Source organism: Photobacterium aquae (assembly GCF_001029445.1).
In the GTDB taxonomy this organism is placed as follows: Bacteria; Pseudomonadota; Gammaproteobacteria; order Enterobacterales; family Vibrionaceae; genus Photobacterium; species Photobacterium aquae.
On the sequence record NZ_LDOT01000004.1, the window covers coordinates 1 to 16830 of the forward strand.

General features: G+C 52.5%; 19 protein-coding genes and 1 riboswitch. Of the genes, 3 read left to right on the forward strand and 16 right to left on the reverse strand.

From position 1 onward, the window contains the following. Positions 1–247: 247 nt before the first annotated feature. Positions 248–721: an RNA recognition motif domain-containing protein gene (locus ABT56_RS04015; RefSeq protein ID WP_047877585.1), complete on the forward strand. Its 474-nt coding sequence runs from the start codon at positions 248–250 to the stop codon at positions 719–721. Here ABT56_RS04015 and murI read toward each other — a convergent pair. From murI to ABT56_RS04030, 3 genes are read right to left on the reverse strand one after another with little or no spacing between them, the layout of a single operon-like run. Further along, positions 678–1481, reverse strand: coding sequence for a glutamate racemase (murI, locus tag ABT56_RS04020; protein WP_047877586.1), 804 nt, complete (start codon positions 1479–1481; stop codon positions 678–680). The genes ABT56_RS04015 and murI overlap by 44 nt on opposite strands. A 49-nt stretch (positions 1482–1530) precedes the next feature. After that, positions 1531–2205: a Dph6-related ATP pyrophosphatase gene (locus tag ABT56_RS04025; protein ID WP_047877587.1), complete on the reverse strand. Its 675-nt coding sequence runs from the start codon at positions 2203–2205 to the stop codon at positions 1531–1533. 58 nt (positions 2206–2263) lie between these two features. Further along, positions 2264–4084 (reverse strand): TonB-dependent receptor domain-containing protein, encoded by a 1821-nt coding sequence (locus tag ABT56_RS04030; protein WP_047877588.1) that lies wholly within the window; start codon positions 4082–4084, stop codon positions 2264–2266. Between the two features lie 39 nt (positions 4085–4123). Then, a riboswitch (cobalamin riboswitch) is annotated at positions 4124–4350 on the reverse strand. A gap of 146 nt (positions 4351–4496) precedes the next feature. On the opposite strand from ABT56_RS04030, the gene trmA reads away from it, so the two are divergent. Beyond that, positions 4497–5603, forward strand: coding sequence for a tRNA (uridine(54)-C5)-methyltransferase TrmA (gene trmA, locus ABT56_RS04035; protein WP_047877589.1), 1107 nt, complete (start codon positions 4497–4499; stop codon positions 5601–5603). Between the two features lie 73 nt (positions 5604–5676). Here the strand turns inward: trmA and ABT56_RS04040 are convergent, their stop codons facing one another. Next, entirely contained in the window at positions 5677–6054 is a 378-nt protein-coding gene (locus ABT56_RS04040) for a YijD family membrane protein (RefSeq protein WP_047877590.1), read from the reverse strand. A gap of 23 nt (positions 6055–6077) precedes the next feature. Then, positions 6078–6710 (reverse strand): HTH-type transcriptional repressor FabR, encoded by a 633-nt coding sequence (gene fabR, locus ABT56_RS04045; protein ID WP_047877591.1) that lies wholly within the window; start codon positions 6708–6710, stop codon positions 6078–6080. Between the two features lie 339 nt (positions 6711–7049). Here fabR and sthA point away from each other — a divergent pair, with 339 nt between their 5' ends. Further along, the gene (sthA, locus tag ABT56_RS04050; RefSeq protein ID WP_047877592.1) at positions 7050–8438 is read left to right on the forward strand and encodes a Si-specific NAD(P)(+) transhydrogenase; all 1389 of its coding nucleotides are present in this window, start codon (positions 7050–7052) and stop codon (positions 8436–8438) included. A 57-nt stretch (positions 8439–8495) separates the two neighbouring features. Here sthA and cysQ read toward each other — a convergent pair whose 3' ends face one another. From cysQ to gspF, 11 genes are all read right to left on the reverse strand, one after another. Further along, positions 8496–9332: a 3'(2'),5'-bisphosphate nucleotidase CysQ gene (gene cysQ, locus ABT56_RS04055; RefSeq protein ID WP_047877593.1), complete on the reverse strand. Its 837-nt coding sequence runs from the start codon at positions 9330–9332 to the stop codon at positions 8496–8498. 2 nt (positions 9333–9334) lie between these two features. After that, positions 9335–9892, reverse strand: coding sequence for an ADP compounds hydrolase NudE (nudE, locus tag ABT56_RS04060; RefSeq protein ID WP_047877594.1), 558 nt, complete (start codon positions 9890–9892; stop codon positions 9335–9337). A gap of 132 nt (positions 9893–10024) precedes the next feature. Continuing rightward, on the reverse strand, positions 10025–10804 hold the full coding sequence (locus tag ABT56_RS04065; protein ID WP_047877595.1) for a type II secretion system protein N: 780 nt from the start codon (positions 10802–10804) through the stop codon (positions 10025–10027). A 2-nt stretch (positions 10805–10806) separates the two neighbouring features. Then, positions 10807–11283 carry a type II secretion system protein M gene (locus ABT56_RS04070; RefSeq protein ID WP_047877596.1) on the reverse strand — a complete coding sequence of 159 codons (477 nt, stop codon included), beginning with the start codon at positions 11281–11283 and terminating at the stop codon, positions 10807–10809. Next, positions 11280–12560: a type II secretion system protein GspL gene (gene gspL, locus ABT56_RS04075; RefSeq protein ID WP_240478246.1), complete on the reverse strand. Its 1281-nt coding sequence runs from the start codon at positions 12558–12560 to the stop codon at positions 11280–11282. The genes ABT56_RS04070 and gspL overlap by 4 nt, the downstream gene beginning before the upstream one ends. Beyond that, a complete protein-coding gene (gspK, locus tag ABT56_RS04080; protein ID WP_084722151.1) occupies positions 12529–13554 on the reverse strand; it encodes a type II secretion system minor pseudopilin GspK in 1026 nt (341 codons plus the stop codon). The genes gspL and gspK overlap by 32 nt, the downstream gene beginning before the upstream one ends. Then, positions 13551–14174, reverse strand: coding sequence for a type II secretion system minor pseudopilin GspJ (gspJ, locus tag ABT56_RS04085; protein WP_240478247.1), 624 nt, complete (start codon positions 14172–14174; stop codon positions 13551–13553). The genes gspK and gspJ overlap by 4 nt, the downstream gene beginning before the upstream one ends. Before the next feature lie 4 nt (positions 14175–14178). Further along, the gene (gene gspI / locus ABT56_RS04090) at positions 14179–14520 is read right to left on the reverse strand and encodes a type II secretion system minor pseudopilin GspI (RefSeq protein ID WP_047877599.1); all 342 of its coding nucleotides are present in this window, start codon (positions 14518–14520) and stop codon (positions 14179–14181) included. Positions 14521–14549: 29 nt separating this feature from the next. Then, the gene (gene gspH, locus ABT56_RS04095; RefSeq protein WP_047877600.1) at positions 14550–15143 is read right to left on the reverse strand and encodes a type II secretion system minor pseudopilin GspH; all 594 of its coding nucleotides are present in this window, start codon (positions 15141–15143) and stop codon (positions 14550–14552) included. A gap of 6 nt (positions 15144–15149) precedes the next feature. Beyond that, positions 15150–15587, reverse strand: coding sequence for a type II secretion system major pseudopilin GspG (gene gspG / locus ABT56_RS04100; RefSeq protein ID WP_047877601.1), 438 nt, complete (start codon positions 15585–15587; stop codon positions 15150–15152). Between the two features lie 19 nt (positions 15588–15606). Next, on the reverse strand, positions 15607–16827 hold the full coding sequence (gene gspF / locus ABT56_RS04105; RefSeq protein ID WP_047877602.1) for a type II secretion system inner membrane protein GspF: 1221 nt from the start codon (positions 16825–16827) through the stop codon (positions 15607–15609). Positions 16828–16830: the final 3 nt, after the last annotated feature.

Genomic DNA, 16830 nt, shown 5'->3' on the forward strand with positions numbered 1-16830 from the left:
TGCCGTATTCCGTGTCAGTGAGGCGGCATTATAGAGACTTCGCGCACACTGACAAGGCTTTTTTCCAAAAAAAATTCCGCCTGCTGGTTATTTCAGCTAATGTGAGGAAAACGGTTTCAAATTCAACATTAGAGCACCGTCACATTCACTTTCTGGCATTTCCAAGTCGATGAAAGTAATATCAATGTGACTCTGTTGTTAAAATGACCAGTAACGCCTTCTCTATCCTATGATGATGTAGTTGATTATGAAATTATCCAAACAAACCTTATTTCCGGTGCTAGTTATTGCCATTGTTGGAGGCATCATCTTTAGCTTCCTCCCTTTCTCATCTGGCATTGCTTTCGCACTCGGGGCATTTTGTACCGCTCTTATACTTCCTCTTATCCCTGGGCTCCCATTGGGTGATACTGACCAAGAAGAGTCAGGAAAAACAGCCAGCCGTACTTTGTACGTTGGCAACCTTCCTTACCGTGCTAATGAAAGCGAAGTCAAACAACTGTTTGCACAATATGGTGAGGTCTTTGCTGTTCGCTTGATGAAAGACAAGCGAACCGGCAAACGACGAGGGTTTGGTTTTGTTGTGATGAACAGCAATGATGCCGAAATGGCCATTGAGCAACTAAACAATAAAGAATACGGACAACGCACACTGAAAGTCCGTGAAGCCAACGAACCTAAGAGCGGCGACGAGGAAAATTCAGAGAACGGCTCTGTGTAAAACCCAACGTACGCAAACTCTGCTTCAGTGTTGCCGGTATGTCGGCAGCACTGAAATAAGCATGGTTATTTCCAGAACCGACATTTTCAGACGCCCCCAATAAGGTTCTCACTCTATTCGCAATGGCCTTACCCGAGTCAACAATCTGTACTGATTGTTCGAAAGCCTGCGTGATCTCTGTCTTGATTAAAGGGAAATGCGTACATCCCAATATTATCGTATCTACCCGTCCCTGCCATGGCTGCAAAATCCTACGTAGTTCATCCATATCAATAGGCTCTCTTCGCAACTTTTGCTCTGCCATTTCAACCAAGCGTGTCGAACCCAATCGAAGTACCTCACAGTCACTGGCGAAATCTGCAATCAAGGTATCCGTGTACTGGCGTCTAACCGTTGCTGGCGTGGCAAGTAGTCCCAGTACTTTCTGCTGACTTAGTTGCGCTGCGGGTTTTATCGCCGGTACGACGCCAACAACTGGAATAGCCAACACGGATCGTAGAGCCGGCAATACAACAGTACTGGCCGTATTGCAGGCAACCACTACCAAATCAGCTTGGTAACCCGCTACCAATTCCGACACGATATGAAGTGTCCGTTCAATCAGCTCAGACTCCGGCAATTCACCATAGGGAAATGCGGCATTGTCAAACGTATAAATATATTGAAGACCTGGCATTTGAGCGCGGATTTCCTGATATACCGACAATCCACCAACACCCGAATCAAAAATTACTACCCGTTTCACTGTTTGCCCATTCACTTATTCGAAGATGGCAAATCATACTGCGAAATGCCGCAATGGTAAAAACTTAGGCCAAATCCTTCTGTAGACGATAACGCTGGTAGTGAAAACGAGCCTGACGCTCGATTTCCCCCACAGCCAGAGACAACCGTTCTGAAAAACAAGGAGCTTCCACAACCAATGTATGAAACTCACCATCTTCTCCGCAAGGATCGACCTTAACAGGCAGATCCTCGATGAATGCCTCATCGTACCAACGACCACAATAGCGCCCATCCAGCTGGGACGTATCAATAGTGGTGATAAGAGTACGGATCCCAGAAGCGACAATCTCTTGAGCCAACGCTTTACTTGGTTCTCCCAATAGTGGGAACACGCACTGCCACCCTGCCGGCTCTATATAACTACGGCGGTAATCCGCAATACCATTACAGAACATATCGCCAAAAGCGACAGCATCGATTTCAAGACCACTTTGTTGCAAGCCCTCGACAATCAAAGTCTGATAGATCTCATTAGGAGGAAATACCTCAGGCAAGACTATTTCCACCAACGGCAACCCAGCAAATCTTGCCTGCTCTCGCACAACCTCAATAGGAGTACCTTGAAAAGGTACTTCATCTGCCACATAAGACGTGTACAGCCCGATAACCTCATATCGAGGGTTAGCCTGCAGTCGCATAAGGGTTAATGTTGAATCTTTACCAGAAGACCAACTCACAATCGTTTTAATTGGTGGCATCGCTTTCTCTCAAGCTACATTCAAAAAAGCCACCCTAGGGTGGCTTTAAAAATGTTCGTTAAAACTGATAAGTCACAGTAGCAAAATAGCTACGCCCCTGAACATTGTAAGAATCCCTGACTACATACTCTTCGTCAAAGACATTAGCCACACGGCCGCGAACAGTGAGGTTGTCCGTCCAGTAATAGCTTGCAGCCAGATCAAATAACGTATGAGCATCCAATACCTTGGTGTTCATCGCATCATCATAGCTCGTGCCTTTGTAAATCGCACTGGCATCAAACTGCCACTGATCCAGCAAATACATCATATTCCATTTCGCACTATGCTGAGAGCGACGAATCAACTGTTTTCCAGTCTTAAGATCTTTGGCATCTAAATAGTCGTAGCTCACGTCATGGTATACCGGCCCCGTATTGAAACTCGTAGTTAGCTCAACACCTTGCAGTCGTGCTTCCTCAACATTCATTGGCAACCAGTCGCTAGCCGGATCGCTACTATCGCTCGGAGCCCACGCAATCAGCTGGTCAATATCATTACGGAAGCCCGTCACTCGCCAATCAAGCCATGCATGTGTTCCCGACAAAGCCAGTTCATAGTTTGTGGATTCTTCAGGCTTCAAATTAGGATTGCCCGAACCCGGCCAGTAGAAATCATTGAAGGTTGGGGCCTTGAACCCCGTCCCCACACTGGCTGAAACCTGATAGTCCTCAAGAAACGTATACGCACCGGCAACTAACCAGGTCGTATTCGTGCCATAGCTATCGTTATCATCAGTCCGAACGCTACCTTCTAGCTGAGCATTACCTGCCCGGTAAATGGTATTGAGATAAGCCGCAGCATTATCACGCTGATCTTCCTCATAGACAGTTGTACTGTTAGAGACCGAGTCGCGATAGAACTCCAAACCCCCACCCAAACCAAACGCTGGGTTTACTTGGTAATGGTTCTGCCAGTTAGCCAAGAAACGTTCGGTCTTGATTTCACTGCCCGTCACCCCTTGGCTATTATTCTGGGCTTTGTCCTGATTGTGTGCCAGCGTCACTTCGCTGACGAAGTTATCTTTCGTATAACCGGCTTTTGCCGCAATATTGTAGAGGCTACTATCAGTATAAGCACCTACGGCACCATAACCGTCATCATAGTCGGCCTCGCCATCGTGGTAATACCCCTGCAAGCTCAATGTCCAATTGTCACCGACAGCGGTACCGACTTCAGCCACAACATTCCGGCTTTCAAAACCGTCATCATCTTGCTCAAATGGTGGTTTACGAGCAGAAAATCCATCAGCCTGCTCAGCCTTCACCGCTATTTTGCCCCAGCCTTTCTGGCCAAGCTGGCCTGCTGCCGATCCACCAAGCTGATAATAACCATCACTGCCAACACCCGCAGTGACTTGCGCAATACTCTCGCCCGGTTGGTAAGCCGTAATAATATTAAGGACGCCGCCCACTGCATCAGAACCATAAAGGGCAGCTCGTGAGCCACGAATAAACTCAATGCGTTCAATGCCGGTCAACGGTATTTGACTAAAATCAGCACTACCGAGAGTCGCACTGCCGATACGGACTCCATTAATCATCACAAGCAAATGCTTAGACGATGTACCCCGTACATACACCTCGGTGTTTTGGCCATAACCACCGGACACAATTTGGATCCCCGGCAAACGGCGCAACACCTCAGCCAGAGACTTGGCCTGAGTCGCATCGATCTCTTCTTTGGTGACAACAGAAACAGGCGCAATTACTTCTTTGATTGGCTGTTCAAAACGGTTGGCGGTTACCACCACAACCTCATCAGTCGAGGTTTCAGCGGCAACAACAAAAGACGGCAGGCACAAAGGTGCCAACGCCACTGCTAGAAGCGTTTTTTTCATTGTATGGATTACCTTAAGTCGCGTTGAAAACTGAGTAACGTATTACTCGGCACACTGGTCGGTCTTCGGACTTAAGAGCATGGTTGGACAACCACCTAGGCAACAACTTCCCACTTCGGCAAAAAGGCATTGCACCTTTCCATTGAAGCAGTGTTCGGAACTTACGTCCATGTGCTTTCGTTCTCTTTCACCGCTGCGCGTCAGTCACGGATTCTCACCGTGTTCCCTACCTAGAAACTAGGCTAACCAGCGCAAATGAATGCTAAATATCCTACTCGTTAATGTCTAGCTTGTTATTGGATTGGCTGCAAAATAGCGGAGCTTTCACGATTTTCTCTGGTACAGCACTGGACATCGGTCAACAATGCAATAAAATCTGCGCTCTTATTTTGAGCAGTTTTGAGGCATCAATATGGCAACCACCGCAATTAATCCAGCTGAGTACCAAGCACAGCTCGATGAAAAAGCAGCGCGTATTCAAAATATCTTTGCAGATTTTGAAACCCCTGAACTTGAGGTGTTCGCCTCTCCTGCCGAGCATTACCGCATGCGTGCAGAGTTTCGCATCTGGCACGAAGGCGACGACCTTTACTACATCATGTTCAACCAGGAAACCCGCGAAAAATACCGCGTCGATCAATTTCCTGCAGCCAGCCGCCTGATCAATGATCTGATGCCGCTGCTTGTCGATGCGCTTAAGCCGATCAAAGCACTGCGACACAAACTGTTTCAGGTTGATTTCCTGTCTACCCTAAGTGGCGAGATCCTTGTTTCCATGCTCTACCACCGCCAGCTTGACGAAGAGTGGGTTGCAGAAGCAAAAGCACTGAAACAACGCCTCAACGATGAAGGCTTCAAGCTGAATTTCATCGGCCGTGCCCGTAAGCAGAAAATTGTTCTGGACCAAGAATTCGTCATTGAAAAACTACAGGTCAATGATCGTACCCTAACCTATAAGCAGGTAGAGAACAGCTTTACCCAGCCAAATGGTGAAGTCGCACAGAAAATGCTGGAATGGGCCGTAGACTGCACCCAAGACAGCCAAGGTGATTTGCTGGAACTTTACTGTGGCAACGGCAATTTCTCACTGGCACTGGCCAAAAACTTCGAGCGCGTTCTGGCTACCGAGCTTGCCAAGCCGTCCGTTGACTCAGCCCAGTACAACATTGCGGTAAACAACATCGATAACGTCCAAATTATCCGTATGTCTGCCGAAGACTTCACCGATGCAATGGAAGGCCGCCGCGAGTTCCGCCGCCTCAAAGACCAAGGAGTCGATCTCCAGAGCTATAACTGCAATACGATCTTTGTTGATCCACCACGTTCAGGCATGGATGACGGTACTTGTCGTATGGTTCAGGGCTATGACCGGATCATGTATATTTCATGCAACCCTGAAACTCTGAAATCCAATTTGGATATTCTGAGCGAAACCCACCGCATTACCCGTTTTGCGCTATTTGATCAGTTCCCGTACACCCACCATATGGAAGCCGGTGTCCTGCTAGAACGCAAATAACAGCGAATAACAAAGAAAGCACATACAAAAAAGGCGCATCTCCGGCGCCTTTTTCCAATCGACATAACCAAAGTTATGCATTTGCCTCGCTGTCTGATTTCGGAGCCATAATACCCGTTTTGTGGGCAACCCAAAATAGCAGACCCAATGTGATCATCAGTGGCAAGAAGTTAGAACCCATGTCCGGCATTTGTGCACGCAAGAAGGCCGAATAACCAAATGCCCCCACCAAGAAGCAAGCAAATGCAATCGCCGGCGTACCTTCGGCCATAGGCTTACTCAAGTACTCCTGGTACAGACAATACACAGCCAGAGCGAAAGCAATCACCGGAAAAATTGAAAACGGTACGGCTCCCGAGGTGAGTACCGCCAATGTCGCGTTACCACACAAACCGGCCAGTAGCGACAACACCAATGTTTTGCGTTCAGCTTTGATTTGTTCCTTGTTCATATCCTTTCACCAACATCAAAAAGTTAGAGTTTCTGCCTGAGCTCTCGACGCTCACGCTCTTTACGATACCAATAGGCACCCTTTGCAATCATTCGCAATTGCATGATCAATCTTTCGGCATGCTCTCCACGAGCATGATTATCGAGATCCAACGCCTCGGCCCCTGAACTAAATACCAATGTCACCGACGCTTCTGCCTGAGTATAAGCCTCATCATGGGTAACACCCGTTTTGGCTACCAAGTATTCGGTCAGCTCCGCGACGAAATGCTGGATCTCCCGAGCGACTGCCGCACGGAAGGCTGGGGAGGTTCCCGAGCGCTCACGCAACAGTAGCCGGAATACGTTAGGGCTGCTCTCGATAAATTCCATGAAGGTCTCTACCGAGGTGCGGATGACACTGCCCTCTTTGGCAATACGCTGACGAGCTTGGCGCATCAATTGACGCAGGATCAAGCCTCCTTCGTCGACCATGGTCAAGCCCAGTTCATCCATATCCTTGAAGTGACGATAAAACGAGGTCGGCGCAATGCCTGCTTCTCGGGCCACTTCCCGCAAACTAAGGTTTGAAAAGCTGCGTTCAGCACTTAATTGGTTAAATGCAGCATCAATCAATGAGCGGCGAGTTTTTTCTTTCTGCTGAGCCCTAATACCCATGGATCTGTTGTTTCTCTTTAGTTTTGCCTAGCCTCAAGTGTGTAGCCACTATACGCGCTTTTTCACAGCCATCAAAACATACTAATTCCAGACCAATGCTTAATCAAAGTGGGAATAACCAGTTTTTCTACTGGCTCACACTCTCTATAGGAAACAGATCGGCAAAAACCCGAGCCCAAGTCCAAATTTTGGCTTTTCGTGCCAACCACAATGTGATCGCCTCCAATCTATCGACGCTCGTTGATTCTACCTGCTTTCAGATAAAGTTAAAATAAACAAACAACAATGTTGCAATAATGATAAGGATATGGCGTGACCAAAACAACAGCGATCCCCTCCATGCACTTTGACGCCATCGTAATAGGCAGCGGCCCTGGGGGCGAAGGTGCCGCAATGGGACTGGCAAAGGCCGGGCTCAACGTAGCGATTATCGAACGCGAAAGCAGTGTCGGGGGCGGATGCACCCACTGGGGGACCATTCCCTCAAAAGCCCTGCGCCATGCTGTCAGCCGGATCATCGAATACAATCAGAACCCGCTGTACTGCAAAAACAACACCACCTTACACAGCACCTTCAGCCAAATCCTCGGGCATGCCCAAGACGTTGTTAATAAGCAAACTCGGATGCGGCAAGGATTTTATGATCGCAACCAATGCACCCTTTTGTTCGGCGAAGCCAGCTTTACCGACAGCCATCGCATCGCGGTCAAAAAAACGGACGGAACCTTGGAGCATTACAGCGCCGACAAATTCGTCATTGCCACCGGATCGCGACCATATCGCCCCGATAGCGTCGACTTCACCCACCCACGAATCTACGACAGCGACTCTATCCTCCGGCTAAAACACGATCCCCGCCATATCATCATCTATGGCGCAGGGGTGATCGGCAGCGAGTACGCCTCGATATTCAAGGGGCTCGGGGTCAAAGTCGATCTCATCAACACACGGGATCGCTTACTTGAATTCCTCGATAATGAAATCTCAGACTCTCTCTCCTACCATTTCTGGAACAGCGGCGTCATGATCCGCAATGGGGAGACCTATGAGAAAATCGAAGGAACCGATGATGGGGTAATTCTGCACCTTTGCTCGGGCAAGAAGATGCGTGCCGATTGCTTGCTGTATGCCAATGGCCGCACCGGCAACACCGACCTCCTCCATCTGGACAACGTCGGCCTGACACCGGATTCGCGCGGCCAGTTGTCAGTGAACCAAAACTACCGCACGGACGTCGAGCATATCTATGCCGTCGGCGATGTCATCGGCTACCCCAGCCTCGCCAGCGCGGCCTACGACCAAGGCCGCTTTGTCGCTCAGGCCATTGCCTACGGTTCGGCCAAAGGGCAGTTGATCGACCATATCCCGACTGGCATCTATACCATCCCTGAGATCAGCTCGGTCGGCAAAACCGAACAAGAACTGACCCGGGATAAAATCCCCTATGAAATAGGCCGTTCTCAATTCAAACATTTAGCACGCGCCCAAATTGCTGGTACTGATGTCGGCAGCCTCAAAATTCTGTTCCATCGCGATACCAAGGAGATCCTCGGCATCCACTGCTTTGGTGAGCGGGCGGCAGAAATCATCCATATCGGGCAGGCTATCATGGAGCAAAAAGGGGAAGGAAACACGATCGACTACTTCGTCAATACCACATTCAACTACCCGACGATGGCAGAAGCCTTCAGGGTTGCCGCACTCAACGGCCTCAACCGTCTCTTCTAGCCATTCAAGCTGAAACCCATCAACACAAAAACGGAGCCTCTCGGCTCCGTTTCAACGTTAATTATCGACAATCATCAATCGATCATCCGGGGTCAAGATTGTTCCCCAAGGCAAGCTCTCATCACCCAACGTTATGAAATTGGGGTTTTCCAAGGTCTTTCGCTCGTTATAGGACAACGGCGTCAAATGGGTATTGAGGATTCGGCCGCCCGCCTCCTCAACAATGCACTGGGTTGCTGCCGTATCCCACTCCCCTGTCGGCCCAAGCCGGAGGTAGCAGTCCACCGCCCCTTCCGCAACCAGGCACGATTTAAGGGCCGCCGATCCCAAAGGCACCAAGTCGTAATTCAAGGCAGGATCAAGACGGCTGGTAATGGCCGATATATCCTGCCTGCGACTAATCGCCACGGCGATGCTCTGGGCTGGCAATTCATGCTTGTGGGTCGAAATCGAAACGCACTCACCTTCGGCCGTGACCTTCCATGCCCCCTGCCCACGATACGCGTAATAGGTCACGTCAGAGACCGGAGCGTAAACCACCCCCATGATCGGGCGGTGATTATCCACCAGCGCAATAATCGTTGCAAAATCGCCACTGCCAGCAATGAACTCCTGGGTACCGTCTAGGGGATCCACCAACCAATAACGCTGCCATTGCCCGCGTTCTGAAAGGGGAATATCCGCCGCCTCCTCAGACAAAACAGGGATATCCGGAGTCAGTGCCGACAGCCTTGCGACAACCAGATCATGTGCCGCCAAATCAGCACTGGTCACTGGTGTATTGTCGGTTTTCACATGTTTCTCGAACTGGCCACGCTGATAAATATCAACAATGATCTGGCCAGCCTCCCGAGCAATATCGATAACCTGGGGTAACAGATTTGACAAATCCATCATTATTCCTCGCTGTGCAACACCCGTAACGCCAAGAACAACGCCGTGATACTTCGCGCTTCGGCAAAATCCAAATGCGTCACCAGCTCCTCAGCCTGGCTCAATGGCCAGCGGACTATTTCCAAAGGCTCGGGCTCATCACCGGCCAGTGACTCCGGATACAGATCCCGGGCGAGAAACAACGTCATCTTGCTAGAAAAATACGACGGGGCCAAAACAACTTCTTTGAGGGGGCGTAGCTCACGAGCACCAAATCCGATCTCTTCTTTCAATTCGCGGTTAGCTGCCTCGCTAGCGCTTTCACCAGGATCAATCAACCCTTTTGGGAAACCAAGCTCATAGCGATCGGTGCCTGCGGCATACTCGCGAACCAAAAGCAAATCACCCTGTGCGGTGACAGGCACCACCAGCACCGCGTGACGGCCTGACGGTTTCATCCGCTCATAGGTACGTTCAACGCCATTGGAAAAACGCAGATCCAGCGATTCGATTTTGAATAACCGAGACTCGGCAACCACTTCGGCCGCCAGAATTTCTGGTTTGTGTTTGTCTGATGCCATGCCATATCCTGTCTGTATCCACTGGCTGCAACGGGCAGCCAGTGTCCTATTTAATGGCAATCAGGGCGGGAAATAAAGTACTTTATCGGCAAAACGTTAACCCGACTAAATCAGTCAGGTACAGTCCCTTAACTAAAGCCGGCCACTGCCTGCCACCTTGTACTGCCCCTTGGGATCGGGCCCGTTCACCCAACTAAAACTCTGGGTTACCCAGCCAAGCTGCTTACCAAGCTGGGGGGGGAAGTTGGCCTGGGGCTTAAACCACCCCTTGAAGGTATAACCCTTGTCCGGTGCCAGCGCGAGATCGAAATCGCTCGAAACATCATCCGAAGACTGGGTAACCTTGGCATTCAGCTTCCCATTCTCGCACCCCAATCCCGCAATCACCGGGCCCGGAGCCAAACCGCCCAGCGGAGAACTGATGTTTGCCCCGCTCCATACCAACGACCCGTCCAGTGACTCGCAGTACGGGGCCGCATAGCGGTAATCACGCAGGGTCAACTCCAAGTTACCGGCTAGTTTCACAGGGATCCCCGGCGGCGCGAACTTCATCGCTTCTTGCGCCGGAGCTGAAACCAGCAGATTTTGAGCAAACGGACCAGCGAAACCATAACCAACAACGCCTCGCCCGGTCATGCCCATGCTACTGCCCTGACCGAAACGAACATCCAGCGCAAGCTTGCCCGTGAACAAGCTCCCCAGCTTCACCTGCCATTGCAAGCGGCCGAAATTCTTACCCTGCCAAGTCAACTGACTGGCACTGCCACGCCATAGCGTGCCATCAACCCCGGTCACATCCAATCCACGGATATCCGGCACCTGCTGCCATGCCCAGCTCGCGGGCATATGTGCGGCAAGGCTGCCCAACAAGGCCACACCAAACGAGGTGCCGAGCAATACTTTATACTTCACTGTTACCCTCGTCCTAACTGCAAACGGTTAACCTCTACAACCCCGCTCTGATCGGTTTTCGACACATCCAGAAACTGAGCGTCAATACCATACTTGTCGCGCAAAAATGCCAACCAATTGACCAAGGTGTTAAACGATACCGGCTTGATCCACACTTGCACGGCTTCACTACGCGGCTGCATCCGGATCAGCTCAATCTTGAACTGACCGGTAGTCTCGTTGATAACCTGGTTGAGCCCCTTGTTGCTGACCGTACCGGATGCGCCGCTACTGCCGCGCAATGCCACAATTTCACTTGCCTTACTGCTCACCCAGCTTAACAACTGCCGCTCGGCATTCATCCGATTCTGCGCATTGCTCGCCGAGGTCGACAATGGCTGCCATACCCCCCAGTACAGCACCGCAATCAACAAAGCCGTACCGCCACCAAGTACAAGGCGCTGCTCGCGCGAGCTCAGCTTGAGCCACCATGACTTCATGATTTTCTCCTCAGGACTACCGCCCCTGTTACCGAACTGCCTTCCCGGCTCAACTGCCCCAGTTCAACCTTAAACTCTTTTTCAAGCAAGGCACTAAGCTGGTTGAAATGCTGGAAGTCACCGCCTATGGCCTGGAACCGCATCTCACCTCGATTCTCGTCATACTTCAGGTTCAGCACAGAAATCTGCGGCACCTTGCCTAGCGCAGGCTGGATCTGAGACAGCCAGGACAACAGATCTGCCTGCCCCTCGCCTGCCCCACCCAACCGCGAAGCCTCGCTGTTCATCTGTCGTTTGAGGTAGCTCTGGGACGGGATACGCTTAAACTGCGGCAAGACCTGACGGAAAATCCGCTCGCTTTCAGCCCGGTAAGCCTGCGCCTGCGCTTCCATCGAACTCACGGACATTGCATGCTCGCCAACCACCACAGCCAACAAAACCGAGGCAGCCACAGCCACCTTACGCCATGGCTTGAGGTACTTACGCCATGCCGGCTGGCGTTTGTAGCAGCCCGACAGCAAGTTAGCCTTGTGGCCCTCGACCCCCTGAGCGAGCAACTGCATGACCAACTCTGGACTTTCTGCCACCCAGCGGCCAGGCATACCTTCCGGAGCGGCGGTGTAACAATGCACCACCAGCTCACCCGACACGCCCTCTTCACGCTCTTTGTCGCTGTCTTCATCCTCGTCGGCATCAGCGTCATTGTCGATGGCAAGAGGCTGGGTCGATTGCAGCGCCTCAAGCCAAGCCGCCAGCCATTCCTGTTCGGCGGTGGTGCCCACCATCTCCGATTGGCGGATCAACCAGTGACCTTCCAATTCGGCGGCGCTCAGGCCATTATCAAAAAGCGGCAGGCATAGGCAATCTGGCACCAGTGCCTTGATCTCGATATTGGCATCGGCCAGCGCTTTCAGCCAGCCTGCAACCTTGTTGTGCTCAACCACTGCAACCTGCGCCGTATCCTGCCCCTTGCTGAGCAAATGGACATGGAGCATATCCACATCCTGGGCAAGTTCTTCTTCGAGCAAAAACGGCAGCACATTGGCTAACTGCCGACTGCTCCCGGCCGGTACAGCTACCTCTGCCAACAATACATCACACCCCGGTACCAGCGCGTAAACCGGACGGGTCATAGCGTAGTCGGCAATATCGGCCAACTGCGACAGATCCGGCAACTGCCCCGAGGCAATCACTTCATGCTGCTGTGGCGACCAGACAAGCCATTGCACCGGCGCATCGGCACGGCTACTCAGCCTTATCGTCAGAAATTCGCTCACTGATTCCTCCATAGCGGCGACGTACTACCGTCACCTTGTCTTTACTGTCACGCTTGAGCAGTGCCACCAACCTCATTCTGGCGCGATCCACCAAAATTTCGGTATCCAATTGAAAAAAGTTGCTGCTCACGTCCAGAAACGGCGTAACCGTTTTCTTGGTATCCGCATCCATCCCGGCCAACTGCGGCTCAGCAAGAAAATCATTCACACTATCCCAGCCATCATACGGCCGGTCGGCGATCAACTTCTGGGCGTCAGACAGCGACAGCGACGGCGAGAACAATGCCGCCAGCAAAGCAGCCTGCCGTTCACCGAGGGTATTGACGTTCACCTTCAGCTCCGCAACGGGAATGGCGCATACCAGCGGCAGAACCTTGTCATAAATCTGGGCCGATACACCGTTGACTGCACGCAGCTCGCTGACATCCGCCATCAAACCACGCGGCGGCAGGTATGGCGGACGAAACCCTTCGTAGGTACTGTCCCCCGCACCATAGGGCGCATGGACGGCTTCTGCGGGGTCGACGTATTCCCACACGGAGTCAGCCACCACTTCGGCCTCATAGCTTTCTATTCCCGCCTCTTCGACGAGTGCCTGCAGGGCCTTCACCAAATAGGGTTTCGCCCCGCTGTTTGTCAGCGGTGCCACCCCCGACAAGGCATTGAGGTTAAAACATGCCTGCCTATCGGTAATATCACCAATGGCCTCGCCGCCATCGAGCGGGTAGCGCTGCCCCTTGGTTGCCCAAGCCTGACTGAGGTTCACCGTATTGCTATCGGCGATACCCTGCTCGATGGCCACCTCGGCAAGCTCCTCCATGCCCTGCGCATACCAATACGCCTGCTGATAACGGATCTGGCTCTCGACCCGATAGAAATTAAAATGCAGCCGCTCGCTCATCTGCACCGCGATCATGGTCATCAGCGCCATCAGCAACAAGACGACAATCAGGGCAACCCCTTTCTGGGCTCTGTAAGTACTTATCTTCATCATTCCGAACTGCTCGCCTCAAGCGCTGACTCCGGCAGCAGGTAAACCCGCTCTATTTCGCCGAAATCCTTGAGCGTCAAACGGACGCTGACCCCTTCCGGCAAGGCGGCTTTCTTGTCCCAGCCTTCCTGCCACTTCTTGTTGCTGTACAGCCGAAACTCCAGTTTCTCAACGCCGCTGAGCACTGGACGCACCAAAGGCTCACTGCCAACCACGGTATCGGGGTAACGAAACCAGACTCGCTCCAGCGTATCGTCCACTACCCGGTAGCCGACTTTCAGTACTTCACCACGCGGAAACAACTGCTGGGGATTGTGCCACCCCGTACGGGTAAACATGATCCCCTCGCTGGAGGAATCAAGCAGGTACTCCCCAACCCGAAAAATCTCATCCTTGGCGGTCTCCCCCTGATCGCGCACTTTACGGGCAACCACCTGGCGGAAATCATTGTCCATCGTTACCAACGCACGTTGGATCTCCTGCAACCGCGCATTGTGCTCCCGCGATTGGGCATCGCTTCGCTGAACCCCGTTCAACACCTGATAGGCTGAGAGGCTCAGCATCGCGAACACCGATATAGCCACCAGCACTTCAAGCAAGGTAAAGCCGCGGGGACGGCGCATGGAATTAATTCTTAACATAGGTTCTCAAGGTCGCTGCGGAATGCTTTCGCGCCTCATCGGTATAGACTGTGATATCAAGCGCACGCAGGTAGCCATCAAGCGTCTTGCTGCTCTTTACCGCCCAGTACCACTCACGCCCGGCAAGCTCTGACTTACCCCGCTTGAGCGAACTGGGGATCTCGCCGCTCAAACGCAGCTTTGCCAACTCGTTGTCGGCCACCATTGCGGCAAAGGTCTTTTCCTCAAGGTAGCCGAGGGTATTAAGATGCTGGCTCACCGCCTTCATCACCCCCAGTGCCGCCGTGGCGAATATGGCCAATGCCACCAGGACTTCCAACAGGGTCATCCCCCGATCTTGCCCCCGATTGTGTTGTTTCACTGGCTCTCCCTCTCGCTGAGGCTCTCGATGGTCTCGCCCGGAGGCAGAAGGTGCAGCAGCCCGACCTCATCAGCCTGAACCCGCCAGTAGTGCTCCTCGCCATCAGCCTCGAAGGTGAGGGTGAACGGGGTAAACTCACCGCTGGCCATCACGAAAACCTGAGGCGGCTTGATTTTGTCTTTGTCAGTTTGTTCAGCAAACAGGTCTTCGTTGAACAGCGAGCCCGGCTTGAAAAGCCGGTCCTTGTCCTGCCACGAATAGCTCCCGATCTCGACGTCGAGGCGGATCCCCTCGTCCATCTTCACCTCGGTAAAGTAACGCGAGCCGCTCACCGGCTTCCATTCCTTACCTGTTAACTCAAGAAACTGATAACTGTTGGGTTCAACACGGATCCCGTAGTCATAGCCGTTGAGCAAGGCATCCTCGCCCAACAGCTGAATCAAATGATAAAAACGCGCTGCCTCGTCTTTCGCCTTGTCCTCCTTGCTCTCGGGCAAGGTCATCATTACCGCCACGGAACTGGTTGCCAACAGCACCAGTACCAGCATAATTTCGATAAGGGTAAACCCCGCAGCACGCTTCTTGCTCATAACCGGTTACTTGTAGTCCAACATGTTCCAGTTACCGATATCGGTATTGACGCCTTCGCCGCCTTCCTGACCGTCAGCACCCAGGCTGAATACGTCAACAGCACCGTTCTCGCCCGGCATCACGTACTGGTACTCATTGCCCCAAGGATCCTTTGGCAGACGCTTGATATAGCCACCGTCACGGTAGTTGCGCGGCTCCGGGCTAGACGACGGCTTGGTTACCAGCGCCTCCAATCCCTGATCGGTAGACGGGTAGACACTGTTGTCCAACTTGAACATATCCAGTGACTGCTCAAGGGCGCTGATATCCGTCACTACTTTCTGCTGGTCAGCCTTCTCTTTGTTGCCCAACAGGTTAGGGACAACCATACTGGCCAATACGCCAAGGATGACGATAACGACCATGACTTCCAACAAAGTAAAGCCGCGTTGTTTGCGTTGCATGAAAAAACCTCCAAAAGAATTACATACCGACCATATTGTTAAGTGCAATAATCGGCATAAGGGTAGCAATAACGATAAACATCACGATGCCAGCCATCGCGACAATAAGTAATGGTTCAAACACCCCCAGCGCCATATTCACCAAAGACTCGAAATCCCGGTCCTGGTTATCGGCGGCACGGGTTAGCATCTGCTCTAGCTCGCCACTGCGCTCGCCGCTGGCAATCATATGCAGCATCATCGGCGGGAACAGCTTGGTCTGCTCTAGCGACAGGCGAAGGCTTGAGCCCTCGCGCACTTTGTCGGACGCCTCGCGGATCTGCTTGTTGACCCAAGTGTTGGTCATCACGTCCGAGGCGACCTTCATCCCTTCGAGCAGCGGAATCGCGCTTGAGGTACAAATGGCCAAGGTCCGGGCAAAACGCGAGGTACTCAGCCCCCGTGCGACCTTGCCGATCACCGGCAAACTCAGCACCCAGCGATCCCAGCGCATCTGATTTTCAGGCTTGCGCAGGGCCGCTTTGAACAAGGTAAAAGCCCCCGCCAGCAGCAACACGGTCACGAGCCCCCAGTCCTGCACAAACCGGCTCGCCGCCAACAGTACCTCGGTGATCCCCGGCAGCTCCTGCCCCATTTGGACAAACTGGTCGACGATTTTAGGAACAACGGTAGCCAGCAAGAAAGCCACAACCGATACCGCGACCAAGGTCAGCATGGTCGGATAAATCATCGCCTGCTGCAGTTTACTGCGCATTTGCTGGCGGTTCTCGGTGTAATCGGCAAGACGGTTGAGCACTGTGTCCAAATGCCCCGACTTCTCACCTGCTGCCACCATCGCCCGAAACAGCTGATCAAAGATATGCGGGAACTCGGCCATCGAGTCAGACAGGGTATAGCCCTCGACAACCCGTGAGCGCACCGCCAGCAGCATGTTCTTCAGACGCGGCTTCTCGCTTTGCTCGGCAACCGCCTTGAGGCACTCCTCCAGCGGCATGGATGCCTGCACCAGCGTCGCCAGCTGACGGGTGATCAGCGACAGCTCATTGGTGCTGATACCCCGGCGTAGATGAAAACCGCCGCTGGCCTTTTTCTTTTCCCGTTCATGGCTCTGGGTCACCTCAAGCGGCACCAGCCCCTGCTCGCGCAGCTGCTGACGAACCTGACGGGCGGTATCACCCTCCAATACCCCTTTCTTCTGGCGCCCCTTGGCATCGAGCGCCTTGTATTCAAACGCAGCCATCGA

What these genes read in the sequence shown, in the direction of transcription:
- ABT56_RS04015 (WP_047877585.1), top strand. Translation starts at nt 248, where the DNA reads ATGAAATTATCCAAACAAACCTTATTTCCGGTGCTAGTTATTGCCATT.
- ABT56_RS04025 (WP_047877587.1), bottom strand. Translation starts at nt 2,205, where the DNA reads ATGCCACCAATTAAAACGATTGTGAGTTGGTCTTCTGGTAAAGATTCA.
- ABT56_RS04030 (WP_047877588.1), bottom strand. Translation starts at nt 4,084, where the DNA reads ATGAAAAAAACGCTTCTAGCAGTGGCGTTGGCACCTTTGTGCCTGCCG.
- trmA (WP_047877589.1), top strand. Translation starts at nt 4,497, where the DNA reads ATGGCAACCACCGCAATTAATCCAGCTGAGTACCAAGCACAGCTCGAT.
- ABT56_RS04040 (WP_047877590.1), bottom strand. Translation starts at nt 6,054, where the DNA reads ATGAACAAGGAACAAATCAAAGCTGAACGCAAAACATTGGTGTTGTCG.
- fabR (WP_047877591.1), bottom strand. Translation starts at nt 6,710, where the DNA reads ATGGGTATTAGGGCTCAGCAGAAAGAAAAAACTCGCCGCTCATTGATT.
- sthA (WP_047877592.1), top strand. Translation starts at nt 7,050, where the DNA reads ATGCACTTTGACGCCATCGTAATAGGCAGCGGCCCTGGGGGCGAAGGT.
- cysQ (WP_047877593.1), bottom strand. Translation starts at nt 9,332, where the DNA reads ATGGATTTGTCAAATCTGTTACCCCAGGTTATCGATATTGCTCGGGAG.
- nudE (WP_047877594.1), bottom strand. Translation starts at nt 9,892, where the DNA reads ATGGCATCAGACAAACACAAACCAGAAATTCTGGCGGCCGAAGTGGTT.
- ABT56_RS04070 (WP_047877596.1), bottom strand. Translation starts at nt 11,283, where the DNA reads ATGAAGTCATGGTGGCTCAAGCTGAGCTCGCGCGAGCAGCGCCTTGTA.
- gspK (WP_084722151.1), bottom strand. Translation starts at nt 13,554, where the DNA reads ATGATGAAGATAAGTACTTACAGAGCCCAGAAAGGGGTTGCCCTGATT.
- gspJ (WP_240478247.1), bottom strand. Translation starts at nt 14,174, where the DNA reads ATGCGCCGTCCCCGCGGCTTTACCTTGCTTGAAGTGCTGGTGGCTATA.
- gspI (WP_047877599.1), bottom strand. Translation starts at nt 14,520, where the DNA reads ATGACCCTGTTGGAAGTCCTGGTGGCATTGGCCATATTCGCCACGGCG.
- gspH (WP_047877600.1), bottom strand. Translation starts at nt 15,143, where the DNA reads ATGAGCAAGAAGCGTGCTGCGGGGTTTACCCTTATCGAAATTATGCTG.
- gspG (WP_047877601.1), bottom strand. Translation starts at nt 15,587, where the DNA reads ATGCAACGCAAACAACGCGGCTTTACTTTGTTGGAAGTCATGGTCGTT.
- gspF (WP_047877602.1), bottom strand. Translation starts at nt 16,827, where the DNA reads ATGGCTGCGTTTGAATACAAGGCGCTCGATGCCAAGGGGCGCCAGAAG.